Genomic DNA, 19,655 nt, shown 5'->3' on the forward strand with positions numbered 1-19,655 from the left:
GCCTATCAGTTGTCAGCGGACACCAAAAAAATCCTCCCGGGAAACAGGAGGATTTTTTTCGATGATTTGCCCTTTTAACGCTTACCTGAGTCGAATGGCTCACCAACAGCCTTTGGTGCTTGTGACGACTTCGAAAAGACAACTAGTGCAATCAATGTGACCACATAAGGGAATATTTTTAATATAATTGGCGGAATGACTGCCAGTTCAGGTATAACCTGTGAGACGTTGGCAATTGTGCTGGCGAAACCGAAAAAGAATGTAGCGCCCAGCACCCCTAGAGGCCTCCACTGCCCAAATATTAAGGAGGCGAGTGCAAGGAAGCCTAGGCCAGCAACTGTGCCCGTGAACTCACCTGCATAAGTCAGGATGATGATGGCACCGCCCAATCCCGCAAAAGCGCCCGAAATGAGGACACCCGCATACCTGATGCTTCTTACGTTAATTCCCGCTGCTTCAGCTGCCTGCGGATATTCACCGCATGAACGTAAGCGCAGTCCGAATTTTGTTTTATACAACATAAAGGTACTCACAAAAAGGATAATCAGAATAAACCATGTTGTTGGGTAAGTCTTTGTAAAGAACAAGTCACCAATAACCGGTATTTTTGAAAGAACGGGAATCGTATCCGGCGAAAAGCCACTTTTAATCCGAATGTTTCCACTCCCGGTAATATTCCTGGCCAAAAAAATCGTTAGCGCAGTTGCGATTAGATTGATGGCTGTACCACTAATGATTTGGTTTGCACTCAAATTGATACTGGCGAAAGCATGAAGGATGGAGAAAAGCAGTCCCGCAGCCATTCCCGCTAAAATACCCGCCCAAAGGACCGCCGTATTATTCGACCAGACCCCATTAAGGAAGTGGACCGTGATCGCGCTCGAAAAAGCGCCGATGACCATTAATCCTTCCAAACCAATATTGACAACACCGCTTCTTTCACTAAATAAGCCGCCCAATGCAGTGATGAGAAGAGGAATTGTGAAAGCAATCGCATAAGGAAATATTTGCTCTATGATGGTCCACATATTATGCTTCCCCCTTCTTAACTGCGGAGGCATTGACATCTTTACCGCCACCGCGCTTCCAGAATTTATTGACAAGGCGGTGAATCAAGACACTAGTTGCCGCAAAGTATATAATGATAGCAATAATTGTATTTGCAAGCTCCGGTGGGATTTCTGTCATTGCGTTCATAAAACCTGTACCGGAGTATAGGATACCAAATAAGATTGCCGCAAAGAACACACCAAAAGGTGCATTATTTCCAAGCAGAGCGACAGCAATGCCGTCATATCCCTGGAATGGGAGAATCCCAATCTGGATGCTTGATGCATTGCCCGTATATAAAGCGACTCCGCCCAAGCCTGCAAGCGCTCCGGAAATGACCATTGAGAGAATGATATTTCTGTTCACCCGCATGCCGGCATATTCCGCAGCATGCCTGTTAAAGCCAACTGCCTTCAGTTCAAAACCGAGTGTTGTTTTGTTAATGATGAAAGCAATGATAATAACGCAGATTACAGCAAGAAAGATTCCAAAGTTAATATAAGATCCTTGGAACATTTCTGTCAAAAAAGGCATTTTTAAAGATGCTTTTTCTGATAGAGTCTTTGATTCAGTTTCAAGGAATTCGCCTTTGAAATATCCTGGCACAACATAATAAACGGTCCAATAGGCAATCCAGTTCATCATAATAGTTGCTACAACTTCATGAACATTAAACTTCGCCTTGAGCAAACCTGGAAGAAATGCCCAAAGAGCACCTCCCAAAGCGCCTGCCAGAATCATGGCCAGCAAAAGGACCGGCCTGGAAAAATCGTACGTTAGACCTACAGCCGTTGCGCAAAGGCCCCCAATCAGCATTTGGCCGGAAGCACCTATATTGAATAGACCTGTCCTGAACGCAAATGCGACGGATAATCCTGTGAAGATAAGCGGCGTTGCGGTGGCAAGGGTGTCACCAATACGCGAGATATTTTTAAAAGCTCCCTGAATTAAATACATATATCCTTCAAACGGGTTGCTCCCGATCATAAGCATCAGGAGACCGCCGGCAATAAGTCCCAGGACAATCGATATTAATGATACAATGGTATTTCTCATAAGCTTCTCTCCTTAGCAACCCCTGCCATCATTAGGCCAACTTCGTTTTCATTCGTTTCGGAAGCTTGTACGACTCCGATCAATTCCCCGTTGTTTACTGCGGCAATACGGTCGGAAAGCTGAAGAACTTCGTCAAGTTCGAGTGAAACGAGCAAGACGGCATTTCCTTTATCACGATGCTCAATTAGCCTTTTATGGATGTATTCGATTGAACCGACATCGAGGCCCCTCGTAGGCTGTACCGCGATCAACAGCTTCGGATCTAGTTCAATTTCCCTTCCAATAATGGCTTTCTGCTGGTTTCCTCCCGAAAGCGTCCGTGCAATTGACGCCGCCCCTTCACCAGAGCGAACATCGAAATTCTCCAAGATGTTCTTGGCGTACGTTTTCATAGCGGATTCATTCAGTAAGCCGTATTTTGAAAATGGCTTTTTGTTATAGACTTCAAGAACCATGTTGGATTCCAATGTATAATCTAGCACAAGGCCGCGCTTCTGCCTGTCTTCTGGAATATGTCCGACGCCCTTCTCAATACGCTGCCTAATTGGAATGGAAGTGATCTCTTCGCCATTTAATTCAATCCTGCCTGACTCAGCCTTCCTTAATCCTGTAATCGCCTCGACAAGCTCGGTCTGGCCATTTCCATCTACACCCGCAATCCCGACGATTTCACCAGAACGGACTTCAATCGAGAAATCCTTAAGCCCCAAAACTTTCCTGCTGTTTTTTACAGAAAGAGAATCTATCTTCAATACGACATCGCCTGGCGTACTTTCTTTCTTATTCACTTTGAATGAAACATGGCGGCCAACCATCATCTCAGCAAGGCTTTGTGTGCTTGCCTCAGCCACGTCGACTGTCCCAATGGACTTGCCTCTTCTGATAATTGTGCATCGGTCTGCCACTGCTTTGATTTCCTTTAATTTATGGGTAATGATGATGATCGATTTACCTTCTTTTATAAGGTTCCGCATAATTTTCATCAGTTCGTCGATTTCGTTTGGAGTCAATACCGCTGTCGGTTCGTCAAAAATAAGTACTTCGGCTTCTCTATAAAGCATTTTGAGAATTTCAACCCTCTGCTGCATCCCTACAGAAATATCTTCAATTTTCGCGTGGGGATCAACATTCAAGCCATATGATTTTGATAACTTTTCAATCCTTTTGGCCGCACCATCTATATCTAGAACAACGCCTTTTAACGGCTCGCTTCCTAGAATGATATTTTCCGTAACTGTGAAATTGTCAACCAGCTTAAAATGCTGGTGCACCATTCCGATCCCGAGCCTTGTCGCCACGTTAGGGTTGGTAATGCGCACTTCCTCGCCACGCACCTTAATGACTCCCTTTTCCGGCTGGTACATTCCAAACAGGACCCCCATCAGGGTGGACTTACCTGCTCCATTCTCACCGAGGAGAGCGTGTATTTCTCCCTTTTTTAAAGATAGGGAGATATTATCGTTGGCAACTATACCCGGAAACTCTTTCCGGATATTCAGCATTTCAACTACATAGCTCATCGTAACACTCACCTTTGCCATTTACTGATTCCTTATTTTCTAGGCAACGCTCTATTATATCCGGCCATGAAGCCAGCCGAGTTTCCCTAACTGCAATTTTAGTAGATTCGAAGAGAGCCAATATACAAAAGAGACGGAAAAACCGTCTCAATTGTATAGTTCTTTTTTACTTGAACAAATCGCCTTGTTCGCCTTTTACTTCGATTTCTCCACTCTTAACTTTTTCGAAAACCTCTTTAACCTTGCTGAGTGTATCATCGCTCAGGTTAGGGTTTTTCTCAGGAATGCCGACACCGTCGTTTTTAGCATCAAAAACGAGGGTCTCTCCGCCCTTGAATTTACCGTCAAGTTCGTCCTTAATCATGTCGAATGCAGATTGGTCAATCTTCTTCATTGCGGAAGTAAGGATGACAGACTTGTCACCGTCATATTTACCGTCTTCATACTGGTCTACGTCAACGCCGACGATCCATACTTTTTCACCGGCTTTAACACGGTTGATTGCTTCCTTAATTGCGCCGACTCCTACTCCGCCAGCAGCCGCGTGGATAACGTCAACCCCGCGGTCGAACATTGAGGCTGCGATCTGGCCGCCCGCAGCTACGTTGTCAAATGATCCTTGGTACAGGAAGTTTTCTGGCTTCATGCCAATCTTTGTGCTAAGGTTTTCATTCGCGTACTTAATCCCCTGCTGGAAGCCCCAGTTAAACTTTTGGACTGGAGGAATCTCCATACCGCCGATAAAGCCCGCTTCCCCTTCTTTTAGTTCAAGGGCGGTAGCGACACCCGCAAGGAAGCCTGCTTCATGCTCTGCAAAGAAAATCGCAACTGTATTGTCCTTCACCACTGGCTTAAAATCTCCGCTATGCGGATTTCCATCAATAATGACAAATTTAGCATCTTTATAGTTGTCCTGTGCCTTGAACACAGCAGTTTCAAACTTAAAACCAGGAGTTACGATGAACTTGTATCCAGCATCATACAGGTTACCAATTTCTTTAAGGTAATCCGCTTCTGTTGTACCTGATGGTTTCAGATATTTGTTTTGAACCGCAAGCTCGTCCTTCGCTTTCAAAATTCCTTCCCAAGTACCTTGGTTGAACGACTTGTCATCAATCGTCCCAGCATCGGTAACCATCCCTACTTTAAGGTCATTTTTCTTTTCAGCATCTTTACCGCCTTTGGAATCATCTTTGCCGCCGCAAGCGGACAAAAGCATTCCTGCAGACAATAGCAAGGACATAAACAGACCAAATTTGCGTTTCTTCAAGGAATTAACCCCCTAATGGATTGTTTGATTAAGTAGAAATGCAGCCATAAATTAAGGTCGTTTCCTAAGAACACGGAAACTGAATTTATCGGCTTTAAAATAATTCACCGAATAGAGGATTGGTTCATCAGCCTCATCGAAATGAAGCTGCTTCAGGACAAGAAGCGCTGTTTCAGGCTCGCATTCAAGTATCGGGGAAACCTTATCATGGTAACCGAGTGGCTCAATTTGTGTCACGGCATATGTAATCCTCCTGCCAGCCTGACCCTCCAAAATACTAAAGAGTGATTCCTCTTGATGGGAGAACCCTTCTGGCAAAATGTTTACAGGAACTTTGTCTACACAGTAGACAACTGGTTCCCCGTTGGCCGTTCTGACCCTTTCGGTTACAACAATCCCTTCTTCCTTGGATGCTGAAAAGCGGCGAATGTCCTCCTCTCCAGGAAACTGTGTTGATGAACTCAGAAAGATAGTTCCTGGATTCATTCCTGCCTGCAAAATCATATCCGTCACACTATTTAACTGTTCGATCCCTGAAGTAAACAGCGGCTTCGCATTAACAAACGTACCTACGCCATGCCGGCGAATGATAACGTTTTCTTCTTCCAGTATGCGAAGAGCTTCCCGAAGAGTCGCCCTGCTTACCCCAAGTTGCTTGGCAAGATCAAATTCCGAAGGTAGTTTTTCTCTCTCCTTGTAAACGCCTTCTTCAATATCTTGCTTTAACCGATCGATTACTTGTAAATACAAGTGACGGCTATCAGATTTAATAGACATTCTTCATCCTCCAGGGTTTTCTGAGACATCAGACATCTGATGTATTATCATTCCTACTAATCGACAATACTATAACACTTTTTATTCCATAAATAAATAGTCTGTTCAGCAATTTTTTTGTTGACTTTTCTGATTTTTCCTTGTCTAAGTTCCAAAAAAATGCTCAAAAATAGGTAAAAGCTCCTATTCTATCACTTTGGTATGACCTAGCAGGAGCAAGTAATAGAAAAAAGAGCCGGAAAACCGGCTCCTTTAAGGAATTATTATTATGATCCCGCTTCTTCTTTTTGTTTTGCTATGAGTACAGTCCTTGGTTTGCTGCCTTCATATGGCCCAACAACTCCACGGGCTTCCATTTCATCTATCAGCCTCGCAGCCCTTGTATAGCCGATCCTGAACCTCCTTTGGAGCATGGAAACGGATGCAGTCTGCATTTCTACAATTAATTCCACAGCATCATCATATAGTTCATCTTCCACTTCTCCAGTTACCTCTTGGATGTCATCCGGAATCATTTCCTCCTGGTACTGGGCTTTTTGCTGTGAGATGACAAAATCGACTGTCTCTTCTACCTCTTCGTCTGAAAGAAACGCACCTTGGACCCTAATCGGCTTGGACTCTCCAACTGGAAGGAAGAGCATATCTCCACGGCCGAGTAGCTTTTCCGCGCCGCCCATATCAAGGATAGTCCTTGAATCCGTCATGGAAGATACGGCGAATGCAATTCTCGATGGGATATTGGCTTTAATAACCCCGGTAATAACATCAACAGAAGGCCTCTGGGTAGCGATGATTAAATGAATTCCCGCTGCTCTTGCCATTTGTGCAAGCCTCGTAATTGAATCTTCCACATCAGAGGAAGCAACCATCATTAAGTCTGCGAGCTCATCAACAATTACAACGATAAACGGAAGCAATGGCTGTTTTTCATTTTCCTCGGCATTGTGTCGGCGGATATGATCGTTGTAGCCTTCTATGTTCCGTGTGCCAGTAAATGAAAACAGTTCATATCTTCTTTCCATTTCATTGACGACTTTCTTTAATGCCTGTGAGGCTTTTTTTGCGTCAGTTACGACTGGAGCGAGCAAATGAGGAACGCCGTTGTATACATTCAACTCAACCATTTTAGGGTCAATCATCATCAATTTTACTTCATGCGGTTTTGCCCGCATGAGAAGGCTTGTGATGATACCGTTTATGCACACACTTTTTCCGCTCCCTGTCGCGCCGGCGACCAGTAGATGGGGCATTTTATTCAATTCTGCCAAAACAGCTTCGCCTGTAATGTCCCTGCCAAGCCCAATAAGAAGCTTGGATTCCGGCCGGTCGTTTTGCGATGACTCCAATACTTCCCTAAGAGAAACCATTGCGACTTTAGAGTTTGGCACCTCGATGCCAATTGCTGATTTCCCAGGAATCGGCGCCTCTATCCTAATATCCTTTGCTGCAAGGGCGAGGGCCAAATCATCGTGCAGGCTGACAATTTTACTGACTTTAACCCCTACATCCGGATGTACCTCATATTTGGTCACAGCCGGTCCGAGATGGACTTGGGTAACCCTTGCTTTCACCCCAAAGCTATGGAAAGTACGCTCCAGCTTGGCAGCATTTGCGTGGATCAATTCGTATTCACCACTCTGGTCGGATTTCCCAGGAGGCTTTAGGAGACTTAGGGGCGGAAGCTCATAAGACTTGTTCTCTACCTCAGTAAATGTAATCGGAGGGGTAATTTCCTCTTCGCCGCTCCCCCCTCTTGGTAGTTCCTCTTTTTCTTCAGGTGCGGTTCCATCCATTGAATGATAGGCTTTATCTGCAAAGCTAGATATAATCGGTTCCGGTTGGGAGGGCTCTTGCGGTATTTCAACAACAGGAGTCTCTGCTTCTTCATTGTCGATTGGCTGTTTTTTTGCTGTCGCAATCTCTGTTTTTTTCTGTTTTTGCTTTTTACGCTGTTTTTTTCTTTTTTCTTTCCACTCGGCAAAATCTGCTTTAAATGCCTCTAACTGTGAAGTATACGTTTTTGCAAAAAACGAGAATAGTTTACCGAGTACTTCACCGAATGTTTTCCCTGTTAAGAGAATGAGACCACAAGCTATGAGCAGGCCTGCAATAATTTTAGTCCCTGTTTCCGCAAATAAGTAGTGGAACATCGCGAACAAGACAGCCCCAATCATACCGCCGCCTAAATCATCCAGACCTGGCCTGCCTTTAACCTCATCCCAAAAAAGTGTCCATGTATTCGCAATGACACTCGGATTCTCAAAAAGGCCATTTTGCGCCAAAAGCCCAAATAGGGTCATATGGCTAAGGATAAGCAAAGCAGTAAGAATAAGATAAACCCCAACTAGCTTTGCCGGAAACAGAGCAGGTAATGCCCTTTTCCACATTAAAACGATACTGAAGAGGAGCAACCCTGCCATCCCTGCCATGCTCCATTCCCCGAGCCAGAATTGGAAAAACATCGATACTCCTTTTCCGACTGCTCCCAACTCAGCCATCGAGATGACCGATAAGGCCAGCAAAATTAACCCGGTAAGCTCGTATTTAATTGTAGATAGTAATTGACTTTCTTTTTTTCGTGCCTGTCTTCTTTTTCTTTTTGCCATATTATCACCTTGTATGTATATTGGGCGATTGCTAAATTGCCGCCAAATATAAATAGAAGAAGCAGCCCTCCGGCTGCTTTCTCCAACGGCCATTCACAGTAAGTAACTACATGCAAACCGCCTTATCTCTTAAACCGTAAACTGATTATAACATAAACCATGCATACAATGGACTTTCTCTTAACCGGAAATTTTCGAACCCGGCATGAATCGGCTATCCATGAAATGGGCGGGATCTGTACTTAGTATTCTGACAATCGTATACCCTTGACCGTCTTGCTCCGCCTCCAAAGGCACCCCGTCTACTTGAATGATTTGTCGGTCGGCGTTCAAACTGTCCACAGGGGGATAAATTAGCTCCTCAGGCATCATCGTGTATAGAATCATTGAATCAACACTTCTTTTTCAGTCTTTTGCAACTCGATTAACTCATTTAGCTTCCTCATTGCCACTCCAAGCCCGCCAACCTCATCAATCAAGCCTGTGGCAACTGCATCGACGCCAACAACATTCGTTCCAATATCCCGTGTCAGATTCCCTTTTGCAAACATAAGGTCTTTAAAGGTCTCAGCAGGAATATTTGAATGGCTTGTGACAAATTTGACGACCCGCTCCTGCATTTTATCAAGATATTCAAATGTTGCCGGGACCCCGATTACAAGCCCGGTTAACCGAATGGGGTGAATGGTCATTGTCGCTGTTTCTGCAATAAAACTATAGTCGCAGGATACTGCAATCGGAACTCCTATTGAATGTCCACCGCCAAGGACGATTGATACGGTTGGTTTAGACAGGGATGCCAGCATTTCTGAAATTGCGAGGCCTGCTTCTACGTCCCCCCCGACAGTGTTTAATATGACCAGAAGCCCCTCAATTTTCGGATTTTGCTCTATTGCGACCAATTGCGGGATAATATGCTCATATTTAGTCGTCTTGTTCTGCGGGGGCAGGGCGAGATGACCTTCAATCTGGCCAACTATCGTCATACAATGGATTCGTGAGTCACTTGACAGCTGGGGGACATTTGTTACCCCTAATTGCTGGATTTTCTCAATTAGTCCGGAAGATCTTTTCTCCTCTTTTTCCTCGTTCCCTTCATCCGGATCCGCCATTCTTCCATTTGGATTGGTTTGGTCCATGACAACCTTCTCCCTTCAGTTTATACGGTTAGTATGAAACCACGGAAGGAAATTCATGTAACTGAATAGGAAAAAGCACCAGCAGATGCTGGTGCTCAAGATAAACTCGGAAAGTTAGATACAAGGGTGACCACTTGTATGTTTATGCTTCCATGATAATAGGCAAAATCATTGGACGCCTTTTCGTTCTCTCGTAAAGATATTTGTTCAGATCATCTCTGATGTCCTGCTTTAAACTTGACCAATCAAAGAAGTCACGGGAGATATTTTTTTCAACAATATCCCTGACCAACTTTCCTGATTCCTCCATCAGTTTTTCTGATTCGCGTACGTAAACGAACCCGCGAGAGATAATTTCTGGGCCCGCCAGGATTTTCCGTTCCTTTCTCGACAACGTCACTACAACAATCAATGTCCCATCCTGTGATAGCAATCGGCGGTCACGGAGGACAATATTTCCAACATCCCCAACGCCAATTCCGTCAATCAGGGTATTGCCGGAAGGTACCTTACCGCCAGGCACAAATTTCTCATCTTTAATTTCAACAACTTCCCCATTGTCGGGAATGTAAATCTGCTCTCTTGATAGACCGCAGTCTCTGGCAATTTTCTCATGCGCCTTCAACATCCGGTATTCCCCGTGTACCGGAATAAAAAGTTTCGGCCTCATCAGGTTGATCATAAATTTTAATTCTTCCTGGCTGCCATGGCTCGAAACATGAATCGTTTTCCTATTGGATACCACATTCGCTCCGGCACGGAGGAGCATATCGACCGTTTTTGCGAGAAAAAGCTCGCTTCCCCTTAGAGTGGAGGCAGCTATAAGGACAGTATCTCCTTCTTTAATATTCAATTGGCGGTGGGATTTTCTTGCCATTTTCTGAAGACCTTCAATTGGCTCACCCTGTGACCCGGTCATAAGGACAACGATTTCTTTGTCAGGGAGCCGGCCGATTTCACCGGCCGGCACAATTAAGTCTTCACCGATCTCCAAATACCCAAGCTCCACTGCAATATGATAAATACGCTCAAGGCTTTTGCCTACGACAGCGACCTTTCTGCCTGTTTCCCTTGCAGCATCAAAAACATGCTGTACCCGGTTTATATCCGAGGCGAAGCATGCGGCAATAATCCGTCCGGGAGCGCTATAAAATGTATCACACATTTCCCTGGCGACAATGGCTTCTGAAACGGTATAACCCGGTTTTTCAGCTTCAGTACTATCTGAGAGCAGGCAAAGGACCCCCTGCTCGCCGATTGCTGCCATTTTGCCGATTTCGGGCCTGTACAATTCTGTGGCACCCTGATCAAATTTGAAATCCCCAGTGTAGACAATTGCTCCCTCGGATGTATTGATGCATATTCCCACTGACCCGGGAATGCTATGGTTCGTTTTAAAGAATGAAGCAGTTGCGCTTCCTAGATCAATGACTGAGTCTGAAGTAATTTCAATAAACTCCGCATTGCTTTTAAATTCTTGTTCCTTTAGCTTGGCGGTAGCAAGCGCTAAAGTGAACTCGGTGCCATAAACAGGTACGTTCACTTGGCGGAGCAGATAGGATAGCGCACCGATATGGTCTTCATGCCCATGGCTAAGAAAGACGGCTTTTACCCTTTCTTTATTGTCAAGCAAATAAGAGATGTCAGGAATCACAATGTCGATGCCAAGCATTTCATCCTCGGGGAACATTAAGCCCGCATCCATGACATAGATATCCCTGTCCACCTCGCACAGGAACATATTCTTTCCTATTTCTCCCACTCCCCCAAGGGCGATGATTCTAATTGACTTATTCTTTTTCTTTCGCAATTTCTGTTTCCTCCTACGATGATTTAGCCCGACTCTAGATCAGTTATCATCATTATACTTGAATGCGGAAAATCTTTACAACCCTATACCCTTTACCCCCTTGAAATCATAAAATTCACTTGGCTGAACTAAACAATCTTTCTGGCCGGCAAAAAAAGCAGCAGGCTGTCATCATGCCTGCTGCTGATGTATTCACTGGAATTGTCTTTGTACCGATTACGATGGCTGATGGATGCCTAAAACGGATGATAATGTTGCACGTTCTTCAGCATTTAAAGGAACAAGCGGAAGCCTCACTGATCCAACATCAAGCCCTTTTAGCTGCAATGCTGTCTTTACTGGAGCAGGGCTAGGTGCCGTAAAAAGACCAAGCATGACCGGTAGCAGTTCCTGATGAAGCTTTGCCGCGCGTCCTGTGTCGTTCATAAAAAAGGCCTGAACCATTTCCTGCATTTCTTTGCCAATGACATGGGAGGCAACGGATACGATGCCATACCCGCCAATTGAAAGAACTGGCAGTGTTAATCCATCATCCCCGCTGTATAAAATAAAGTCATCCGGAGTATTTGCGATGATTTTGGTCATTGCGTTCAAGTCTCCGCTCGCTTCTTTTACAGCGATGATATTCGGGATTTGGGACAGGCGGATGATTGTATCCGGGGAAATATTGACTGATGCCCTGCCTGGAATATTGTAGACCATGATTGGCAATGAAGTTGATTCAGCCACTGCCTTAAAATGTTGGTAAAGCCCTTCCTGGTTCGGTTTATTGTAATAAGGGGCAACTACCATAACAGCATCCACGCCAAGTTGTTCAGCCTTCTTCGTCATTTCAATGGATTCGTAGGTATTGTTGCTACCTGTTCCAGCGATCACAGGAATCCTTCCGGCAGCTGTTTTGACTGCATGCGCGAACAGGGCGAGCTTTTCTTCCTTTGACATTGTTGGTGATTCACCGGTAGTTCCTGCTATTACCAAAGAGTCTGTCCCATTGTCAATTAAGTGGTTAATTAACTGAGTTGTTTTCTGAAAATCGATATGGCCTTTTTTGTCAAAAGGGGTTACCATTGCTGTCGAGATTCTTCCAAAATTAATCATTTTCTTTATCACCCGTCCTTTTAATTGGTGGCTCTGTTAAATTTGGCTGTTGATTTCCACTACGGGCAGACGCTTTCCGCGGGGCGACTGTGGAGCCTCCTCGGCGCATAAAACGCCTGTGGGGTCACCGCCTTGCCGCTAGATCCCTCCGGAGTCGGTGCCCTACGCTCCAATCAACGTAGTTTAAAATCACCCTTCTCCTTTAACAAAGCCTGAATGATTTGGCAGGCTCGGCACCTGCCGGCTGAGTGTGTTTGGAAAAAGCGTTAGTAATAATCTGATCTGTACGGTTCTGCTGTTTCGTTTTCAAGCTCGAATGCGTCGTGCAGTGCATTGACGGCTTTGACTAAGTCCTCCTGTTTTACGAGCACCCAGATGGTTGTATGGCTGTCCGCAGATTGAAGGATCCGAATTCCTTGGCCCGCCAGTGCGGTCACAATTTTCGCGGTGACTCCGGGAACCCCCGCCATTCCTGCGCCGACGACCGATACTTTGGCGCATGCCCTTTCAACAGAAGGTTCATGGCCAAGGCTGTTTAATACCGAGATTGCTTTGTCAGCTGAATCTTCGGATACCGTGTACACCACCCCATTAGGAGAGATGTTAATAAAGTCTACCGAGATTTTTTCATTTGCCATGGCCTTGAAGACTTCTGACTGCAAATTATATTGGTCCTTCTTGGCAAAAACCTTTATTTGCGTTACATGTGGGACATGGGCAATTCCAGTCACTGGCCGTTCATTTACATCAATTCCCGCACCAGATTTCGACTGGCCAGTGACAAGCGTGCCTTGCCCCTCGGAATAGGTGGAACGGATGCGCATTGGGACTTTTGCCTGCATGGCAATTTCAACTGCGCGCGGATGGATGACCTTGGCTCCCTGATAGGCCAAATTACAGACCTCTGTATAGGTGACAATCGGCAACGGCCGCGCATTTTCGGCGATGCGCGGATCTGCTGTCATAATTCCTTCTACATCTGTAAAAATATCAATCCATTCCGCGTTAAGGGCAGCCCCAATAGCGGCGGCTGACACATCGCTTCCTCCCCTTCCGATGGTGGTGACATCACCATTTTCGGCTATTCCCTGGAATCCTGCCACAATAGCCACATCTGCCTCTTCCAGTTCCTCGAGGAGCCTGCCACACTGCATTTCCATTATTTTCGCATTTGTATGGTCATCATTTGTCCGAAATCCTGCCTGGGCTCCATTAAGGGCAACAGCCTTAATACCTGATTCAAGCAAAAGTGACGTAAATACAATGCTGGAAATAATCTCACCGCAGGACATCAGCATATCAATCTCCCGCCTGCTGATTTTTCCGTAACTTTTTTCAATTAATGATAATAATGTATCCGTCGCATACGAATCGCCTTTTCGGCCCATCGCCGATACGACAACGATTACCTTATAGCCTTCTAAAAGGGCATTTTCTATATGTTTTTTTGCATTCTGCCTGCTCTCTTCATTTCTGACGGATGTACCGCCAAACTTCTGGACTATGACTTTCATTCAAGCACCCCAAAACTGGTTTCTGTTTATTTCTTCTTGACAACGCCTAAGTTGACGAGGCTCTCAGCAATTTGGACGGTGTTCCATGCAGCGCCTTTTTGTAGATTGTCTGACACAACCCACATATGGAAACCTTTGTTGTTATCCAAATCCTTTCGAATCCTTCCGACAAACACATCTTTTTTGCCAACACAATCAGCAGGCATTGGATAAACTTGATTGGCGGGATCATCCTGGAGGACAACTCCAGGCGCTTCTTTCAAAAGCTCCTTAATCGAGTCCGCAGTCACATCGTCTGATTCTATTTCAAAATAAATAGATTCTGAATGGCCCGTCTCAATCGGAAGCCTGACACAAGTAGCAGCAACGTGAAGATTTGAATCGTGCATGATTTTCTTTGTTTCGTTCATCATTTTCAATTCTTCAAATGTATACCCATTATCTTCAAATTTATCGATTTGCGGTATCGCATTGAATGCAATTTGATAATGCTTTTCTCCTGTTTTCACAGGGAGCACTTTCGGTTCATATGGTTTCCCATCAATCAGTGCGCGTGTTTCAAGTTCGAGTTCCTCAATCGCCGCATTCCCCGCACCTGAGACTGCCTGATAAGTGGACACGATAATCTTTTTCAGGCCGTATTTCTTGCGGACTGGTTCCAATGCGACAACCATCTGAATGGTCGAGCAATTCGGATTTGCAATAATTCCTTTATGGGAGCGGACATCCTCTTCGTTTACCTCAGGTACCACGAGCGGAACATCCGGATCCATCCGGAAAGCACTCGTATTATCAATGACGATGGCCCCGCGTTTTGCAGCCTCCGGAGCGAGTTCCATCGATACGCTTCCTCCTGCGCTGAACAAGGCAATATCTATCCCGTCAAAGCTCTCAGGCCTTGCTTCTTGTATTATAAGTTCATTTCCACCCACATTGACTTTCTTTCCCGCAGAGCGGGCTGATGATAGCAAGACAAGCTTTTTATACGGAAAGTCCCGTTTCATAAGAGTTTCAATTATTTGCTGGCCAACAGCACCTGTTGCGCCGACTACTGCGATAGTTAATCCATTTTGATCGTTCATTTTTGAATGCTCCTTCCCGTTTAAAAAGCGTACGATGATGATCTTTCACTTTTTCGGAACAGTTAACGTCCCTTTTAAAGTATATCAGCGGGACATGCCCGCCGACAAACTTTTAAACATTCTATCATAATCTCATAGCGAAAAACACACTAACCATTTGGTAACCAGGACCTTTCCTTAATCTAAATACCGTTCAACTAGAACTGGCTGTAGTTGGACTCCTTGTATGGCGAATTCTACTGATTCTTTTAGCAGCGTCATTCTTGCGACCATGGAGTTCGGCTTGTTAGTTGGATCATCCTGCCCGAATGGAATAAAATAGATGTTTTTCGAAGCCATAAGCCTCATAAGATTGACTCCATTCAGTCCGAGAGCATCATTGGTCGAGATCCCAAGTACGACGGGCTTTTGGTTCCTTAGCGTTGCCTTAGCTGCCATCAGTACCGGCGAGTCATTGATTGCGTTTGCGAACTTGCTCATCGATGCGCCTGTCATCGGGGCAATGACCATGCAGTCAAGCGGTTCTTTGGGACCGAGAGGCTCAGCTTTTACAATTGAATCAATGACTGTTTTCCCTGTCAGTGTTTCGATTCTTTCAATCCAGTCTTCCCCCTTGCCAAAGCGGGTTTCTGTGTTTTTTACCGTGAAAGTGACGATGGGGACAACATCAGCTCCTTCTTCTACAAGCCGCTTGATTTCCGGATAGACGGCATCATACGTACAATGTGACCCTGTCAGCCCAAAACCGATTCTTTTCCCTTTTAGACTCATATTGCTTTCCCCTTTCGGTTTTTTAGGTCTCCCTGCAGTAATTGCGAGAGAACATTCGCTAAAATCCGCCCAGCTGTTTTTGGTGCGACAATCCCCGGCAATCCAGGGGCCAATAACGCCTTTATCCCCCGTTTTTCTGCATAGCGGAAATCTGTTCCCCCAGGTTTCGAAGCGAGGTCAATGATTAAAGTGTGTGCGGCCATTTTCGAAATAACTGAAGCCGTAACAATCGGATGAGGAATCGTATTAATCACAATATCTACATCACATAATTCCTTTTCAATTTCGGATAAATGGAATGGCTGGAGTGCCATTTCAGTAACTCTCGCCAAATATTCACTCTTTCTCGCGCCAACCTTGACCTTTGCGCCTAGAGCAGAGAAAGCTCTGGCTACACTCATTCCAGTCCTTCCTAACCCAAGTACGGCCACTTTGGATCCGTGGATCGTGAAGTCTGTATGCTGGATCGCCATCATTATGGTTCCTTCAACAGTTGGAATCGAGTTGTATATCGCAACATCATCCCGTTCAAAAAGCTGCACAAGCTTCCGCTTTGCCTGCTTTGCAATCCCTGTCAAGTAAGAATTGCTGATACCCGAGTAGATCGTGCATGTTTCAGGCGTTTTTGCAATTATGTCTGCAGTCAAAATAACCTGTTCATTTGAAAAAATCGTTTCTACGTGGCCTTCAAGGCTGGTTCCCGAAACAGGCAAAATAATCGCATCTATTCCAGAGAAATCTGCCTCAAATATCTTTTCTTTGTGCGTTCCTGTAAAAGCATGATCCAATTGTTCGAATCCGAACAGTGAAAGCTTCGCATCCAGCTCGGCCAGTTTCCTGATTATCTCAAGCTGCCTCGCATCACCGCCGATAATGGCTATCTGCATCCCTGTCAGCATGAAACCGTTCACCTTCTTTTTTACAAAATCATACCTTTTGACCAAGTCTTCAAGCTACTTAACATTTTATGTGCAATAGCGGACTTCGGTGAAAAAGAAAAAGGCACCCGCCGTTTTTGAAGGCGGATGCCGTTATATTCCGTGTATTTTTTTATCGGATGTCAAAATCCCACACTATCCAATGAAAGTCCATAACTGCCTGTTTACTCAAATTCACTTCCCGGTAAATCGATAATAATCATATCTGCACCAATTTTTTTTATATGCTTCCATTGCACACGGATTTCTTCCCCCTGCTTGCGGAGCCCGAACCATTTCAATGACGGAATCAGCAGAGCCTGTATTTGCCCTGTCTGCTCATTGATTTCCAAATCTGTCTGTCCAAGTACTCCAAGCCGTTCAGCTCTTTTCACATCGACGATTTCTTTCCCGCTTAACTCACTTAGCCTCAATGAACTCCCTCCCCCTATCTCCTTTGTATAGTTTATCTTCCTTTGGGCGGAAATAGACTAAGTGAATTAGGACAGAGGATTGGTTAGTGGCTCCAAAACTCGAATAAAGCATATGGTGTTACTCGCTCTACAAAATAAAGCTGCCGCAAAAGCGACAGCCATTTTCAAATTAAAACGTTTTATTTTGGAAGAGTGCCGTCCGGGCTGATGAGGGCAAGGGAGTAATGGTCTGTAAAAATTCTGTTCGCCAGTTCATCAACACCTGGTTTAGTCACACGATCAATTAAATCAATTATTTCATCGAGAGATCGGTGCCGTTTTAGGATTAATTCGTTTTTCCCGTTCCGGCTCATCCGGCTGTTTGTGCTTTCAAGGCTAAGCATCAGGCTGCCCTTTAGCTGTTCTTTACTGTTGTTAAGCTCCTTGTCCGTGATTCCATCCCGCTTCAAAGTATCAAGTGTATCCTGGATTGTCTCGTACAGAAGGTCGAGCTGGCGGGCACCTGTCCCACCGTAAATGGTCACGATGCCGCTGTCCTGATAAGCAGAATGGTACGAGAACACAGAATAGGCAAGGCCCCTTTGTTCACGGACTTCCTGGAACAGCCGGCTGCTCATGCTTCCTCCTAATACATTATTCAGGACGATGAGGTTGTAAATATCGTCGTGGCCTACTTGTAACCCTTCAAAGCCAATACAGAGATGAGCTTGTTCCGTTTCTTTTTTCCTTGAAAGGCGGTTGGCATGGAAAAAAGGCTTTTCTTCCACAGCCGCCCCGTTCCCTCCTTCATATGAACCAAACTGCTTTTCAACCTTGCTAATAAAAGAGTCTTCAATATTCCCTGCAATCGAGATGACCACATTGCCAGGAGTATAATGGTTATAGATATATTCTTGAAGCTTTTCACTTGTAAAAGTTTCAAGCGTTTCCTCTGTCCCAAGGATCGGGTACCCAAGCGGATGCTCTTCATATACGGCCTGGCTTAAGATATCATGCACGATATCATCAGGGGTATCCTCATACATTTTAATTTCTTCTAAAACAACGTTTTTTTCCTTCTTTAGTTCTTCACTATCGAAAGTCGAATTAAAAAACATGTCGGAAAGGATTTCCAGCGCAAAATCTGCGTGGGTATCGAGTACCTTTGCATAATAGCAGGTATATTCCTTGGAAGTAAATGCATTTACCTGCCCTCCGATACTGTCGAAGGATTCGGCAATTTCGCGGGCTGAGCGTGTTTTTGTTCCCTTAAAGAACATATGCTCCAGAAAATGAGAAATTCCATTGTTTACAGGCCCCTCATTCCTGGATCCTGTACCTATCCATACTCCTATTGCAACGGATCGAACCGTCGGGATATTTTCCAAAACAATTCTTACTCCATTTTGGCAAGTATACTTGTTAATCATCGAAATCCTCCTGTTCTTGGACAACTGCTGCGGCTGTTCTGAAATCATTTTACATGTTTAATGGGATTTCTCCAAATTCCAACTATATTTCCCATTCTTATTCTATACCCCCGGCCCTCTTTTCTGAAAGCAATTCTGAAATGGGGGCTATTTTAAGTTTCTTTTCTTTAATAGATACAATCATTCTTTCAAGTGCCTTCGCAGTAGGTTCTGTAGGATGCATAAGGACAATGGTTCCTTTTTCGGCCTTTGGAATAATCCGGTTTATGATTGTTTCAGGGCTCGGTTTTTGCCAGTCAATTGTATCAGCGGTCCACATGACTGTTCCCATATTAAGGCTTGCGGCCAATTCTGGTGTATTCGTACCTAAGGCCCCGCTTGGAGGAGCAAACCATTTACAAGTGATGCCTGTGGTAGCTTTAATGACTTCATTTGTTTTTTTCATTTCTTCTATCGCCTTTTCAGAAGAAATGTTCTTCATATTAGGATGGGAATAAGAATGGTTCCCAATTTCGTGTCCCGCATTGGCAATCATTTTTGCAAGTTCGGGATTCTTCTTTACCCAATTTCCCTCCAGAAAGAAACTCGCATAAACGTTATGTTTTTTCAACGTTGCCAGCATATCGGGCAAATATTCATTTCCCCATGCCACATTTACAATAAAGGCAACCATTGGTTTGTCAGGGTTCCCCCTGTAGACAGGTGCGGGCGGAAGGTCCTTTAAATGGATCTTTGGCTTTACTTCCTTAAAAACCAATTTAGCTTCCGTGTATTTTCCCACAGTTTTCATTTTTTTATAAGAAGCTGGAATATCTACTTCGAGTCCATTATAACCTGGTATGGCTTTCCATACTTTATCGATTCTCGCATCTGTTGGCGGTATGCGAAGTTCCGCTGCGGAAACCGAAATTTTATCGTATAACGGATCACTCTGCTTTAAAACCGGCTCCCCGCCAGTTTTCAACGTATGAAGATAGCTGCTTACATAAGGGTTCGCCACTAGAGCAACTGCAAGAAGACCTGCAAAAAGAAAAAAGCCAGTCCGTCTCATCCTATCCTTCTCCCTTCCATAAACAGTATGTTTACCTCAAGTGGGATAGAACAAGCCTTCAAGGCAGCTTGCAATGTTTCGGAGGGTTCTTTTAGCCCAAAGATAAAAAAGCCAGGGTATCCCCTGGCTTCGAAATGGTTTTTTTGTCAAT

General features: G+C 44.7%; 17 protein-coding genes. All 17 read right to left on the reverse strand.

The window, feature by feature from the left end; all coding sequences use genetic code 11:
- Positions 1 to 74: 74 nt before the first annotated feature.
- On the reverse strand, positions 75 to 1,028 hold the full coding sequence (locus D1B31_RS16790) for an ABC transporter permease (protein WP_118922525.1): 954 nt from the start codon (positions 1,026 to 1,028) through the stop codon (positions 75 to 77).
- 1 nt (position 1,029) lies between these two features.
- The gene (locus D1B31_RS16795) at positions 1,030 to 2,106 is read right to left on the reverse strand and encodes an ABC transporter permease (RefSeq protein WP_118922527.1); all 1,077 of its coding nucleotides are present in this window, start codon (positions 2,104 to 2,106) and stop codon (positions 1,030 to 1,032) included.
- Positions 2,103 to 3,626 (reverse strand): ABC transporter ATP-binding protein, encoded by a 1,524-nt coding sequence (locus D1B31_RS16800; RefSeq protein WP_118922529.1) that lies wholly within the window; start codon positions 3,624 to 3,626, stop codon positions 2,103 to 2,105. Before D1B31_RS16800 ends, D1B31_RS16795 begins: the two co-directional genes overlap by 4 nt.
- A 166-nt stretch (positions 3,627 to 3,792) precedes the next feature.
- On the reverse strand, positions 3,793 to 4,896 hold the full coding sequence (locus D1B31_RS16805) for a BMP family lipoprotein (protein WP_240035316.1): 1,104 nt from the start codon (positions 4,894 to 4,896) through the stop codon (positions 3,793 to 3,795).
- Positions 4,897 to 4,947: 51 nt separating this feature from the next.
- On the reverse strand, positions 4,948 to 5,673 hold the full coding sequence (locus D1B31_RS16810) for a GntR family transcriptional regulator (protein ID WP_118922531.1): 726 nt from the start codon (positions 5,671 to 5,673) through the stop codon (positions 4,948 to 4,950).
- 266 nt (positions 5,674 to 5,939) lie between these two features.
- Positions 5,940 to 8,279, reverse strand: coding sequence for an FtsK/SpoIIIE family DNA translocase (locus D1B31_RS16815; RefSeq protein WP_118922533.1), 2,340 nt, complete (start codon positions 8,277 to 8,279; stop codon positions 5,940 to 5,942).
- Between the two features lie 180 nt (positions 8,280 to 8,459).
- On the reverse strand, positions 8,460 to 8,666 hold the full coding sequence (locus tag D1B31_RS16820) for a YlzJ-like family protein (protein WP_118922535.1): 207 nt from the start codon (positions 8,664 to 8,666) through the stop codon (positions 8,460 to 8,462).
- Positions 8,663 to 9,391 (reverse strand): ClpP family protease, encoded by a 729-nt coding sequence (locus D1B31_RS16825; protein WP_142922601.1) that lies wholly within the window; start codon positions 9,389 to 9,391, stop codon positions 8,663 to 8,665. The genes D1B31_RS16820 and D1B31_RS16825 overlap by 4 nt, the downstream gene beginning before the upstream one ends.
- A 169-nt stretch (positions 9,392 to 9,560) precedes the next feature.
- Positions 9,561 to 11,228, reverse strand: a complete 1,668-nt coding sequence (locus D1B31_RS16830; protein WP_118922539.1) for a ribonuclease J — start codon at positions 11,226 to 11,228, stop codon at positions 9,561 to 9,563.
- A gap of 216 nt (positions 11,229 to 11,444) precedes the next feature.
- Positions 11,445 to 12,326, reverse strand: coding sequence for a 4-hydroxy-tetrahydrodipicolinate synthase (gene dapA, locus D1B31_RS16835; protein WP_118922541.1), 882 nt, complete (start codon positions 12,324 to 12,326; stop codon positions 11,445 to 11,447).
- Between the two features lie 266 nt (positions 12,327 to 12,592).
- Positions 12,593 to 13,840 (reverse strand): aspartate kinase, encoded by a 1,248-nt coding sequence (gene dapG, locus D1B31_RS16840; protein ID WP_118922543.1) that lies wholly within the window; start codon positions 13,838 to 13,840, stop codon positions 12,593 to 12,595.
- Positions 13,841 to 13,866: 26 nt separating this feature from the next.
- A complete protein-coding gene (asd, locus tag D1B31_RS16845) occupies positions 13,867 to 14,922 on the reverse strand; it encodes an aspartate-semialdehyde dehydrogenase (RefSeq protein ID WP_118922545.1) in 1,056 nt (351 codons plus the stop codon).
- A 177-nt stretch (positions 14,923 to 15,099) separates the two neighbouring features.
- On the reverse strand, positions 15,100 to 15,693 hold the full coding sequence (gene dpaB, locus D1B31_RS16850; protein WP_118922548.1) for a dipicolinate synthase subunit B: 594 nt from the start codon (positions 15,691 to 15,693) through the stop codon (positions 15,100 to 15,102).
- Positions 15,690 to 16,592, reverse strand: coding sequence for a dipicolinic acid synthetase subunit A (gene dpaA / locus D1B31_RS16855; protein ID WP_118922550.1), 903 nt, complete (start codon positions 16,590 to 16,592; stop codon positions 15,690 to 15,692). Before dpaA ends, dpaB begins: the two co-directional genes overlap by 4 nt.
- Before the next feature lie 203 nt (positions 16,593 to 16,795).
- Entirely contained in the window at positions 16,796 to 17,044 is a 249-nt protein-coding gene (locus tag D1B31_RS16860; protein WP_118922552.1) for a YlmC/YmxH family sporulation protein, read from the reverse strand.
- 179 nt (positions 17,045 to 17,223) lie between these two features.
- Positions 17,224 to 18,453, reverse strand: a complete 1,230-nt coding sequence (locus D1B31_RS16865; protein WP_118922554.1) for a M16 family metallopeptidase — start codon at positions 18,451 to 18,453, stop codon at positions 17,224 to 17,226.
- 97 nt (positions 18,454 to 18,550) lie between these two features.
- Positions 18,551 to 19,504, reverse strand: a complete 954-nt coding sequence (locus D1B31_RS16870; protein ID WP_118922556.1) for a polysaccharide deacetylase family protein — start codon at positions 19,502 to 19,504, stop codon at positions 18,551 to 18,553.
- Positions 19,505 to 19,655: the final 151 nt, after the last annotated feature.

This window comes from Neobacillus notoginsengisoli, assembly GCF_003515685.1.
GTDB lineage: Bacteria > Bacillota > Bacilli > Bacillales > Cytobacillaceae > Bacillus_D > Bacillus_D notoginsengisoli.

Bases quoted from the DNA above. Each gene is read 5' to 3' on its own strand.
- dpaA (WP_118922550.1), bottom strand. From the start codon at position 16,592: ATGCTGACAGGGATGCAGATAGCCATTATCGGCGGTGATGCGAGGCAG.
- D1B31_RS16795 (WP_118922527.1), bottom strand. From the start codon at position 2,106: ATGAGAAATACCATTGTATCATTAATATCGATTGTCCTGGGACTTATT.
- dapA (WP_118922541.1), bottom strand. From the start codon at position 12,326: ATGATTAATTTTGGAAGAATCTCGACAGCAATGGTAACCCCTTTTGAC.
- D1B31_RS16810 (WP_118922531.1), bottom strand. From the start codon at position 5,673: ATGTCTATTAAATCTGATAGCCGTCACTTGTATTTACAAGTAATCGAT.
- D1B31_RS16865 (WP_118922554.1), bottom strand. From the start codon at position 18,453: ATGATTAACAAGTATACTTGCCAAAATGGAGTAAGAATTGTTTTGGAA.
- D1B31_RS16815 (WP_118922533.1), bottom strand. From the start codon at position 8,279: ATGGCAAAAAGAAAAAGAAGACAGGCACGAAAAAAAGAAAGTCAATTA.
- D1B31_RS16870 (WP_118922556.1), bottom strand. From the start codon at position 19,504: ATGAGACGGACTGGCTTTTTTCTTTTTGCAGGTCTTCTTGCAGTTGCT.
- D1B31_RS16820 (WP_118922535.1), bottom strand. From the start codon at position 8,666: ATGATTCTATACACGATGATGCCTGAGGAGCTAATTTATCCCCCTGTG.
- D1B31_RS16825 (WP_142922601.1), bottom strand. From the start codon at position 9,391: ATGGCGGATCCGGATGAAGGGAACGAGGAAAAAGAGGAGAAAAGATCT.
- dapG (WP_118922543.1), bottom strand. From the start codon at position 13,840: ATGAAAGTCATAGTCCAGAAGTTTGGCGGTACATCCGTCAGAAATGAA.
- dpaB (WP_118922548.1), bottom strand. From the start codon at position 15,693: ATGAGTCTAAAAGGGAAAAGAATCGGTTTTGGGCTGACAGGGTCACAT.
- asd (WP_118922545.1), bottom strand. From the start codon at position 14,922: ATGAACGATCAAAATGGATTAACTATCGCAGTAGTCGGCGCAACAGGT.
- D1B31_RS16800 (WP_118922529.1), bottom strand. From the start codon at position 3,626: ATGAGCTATGTAGTTGAAATGCTGAATATCCGGAAAGAGTTTCCGGGT.
- D1B31_RS16790 (WP_118922525.1), bottom strand. From the start codon at position 1,028: ATGTGGACCATCATAGAGCAAATATTTCCTTATGCGATTGCTTTCACA.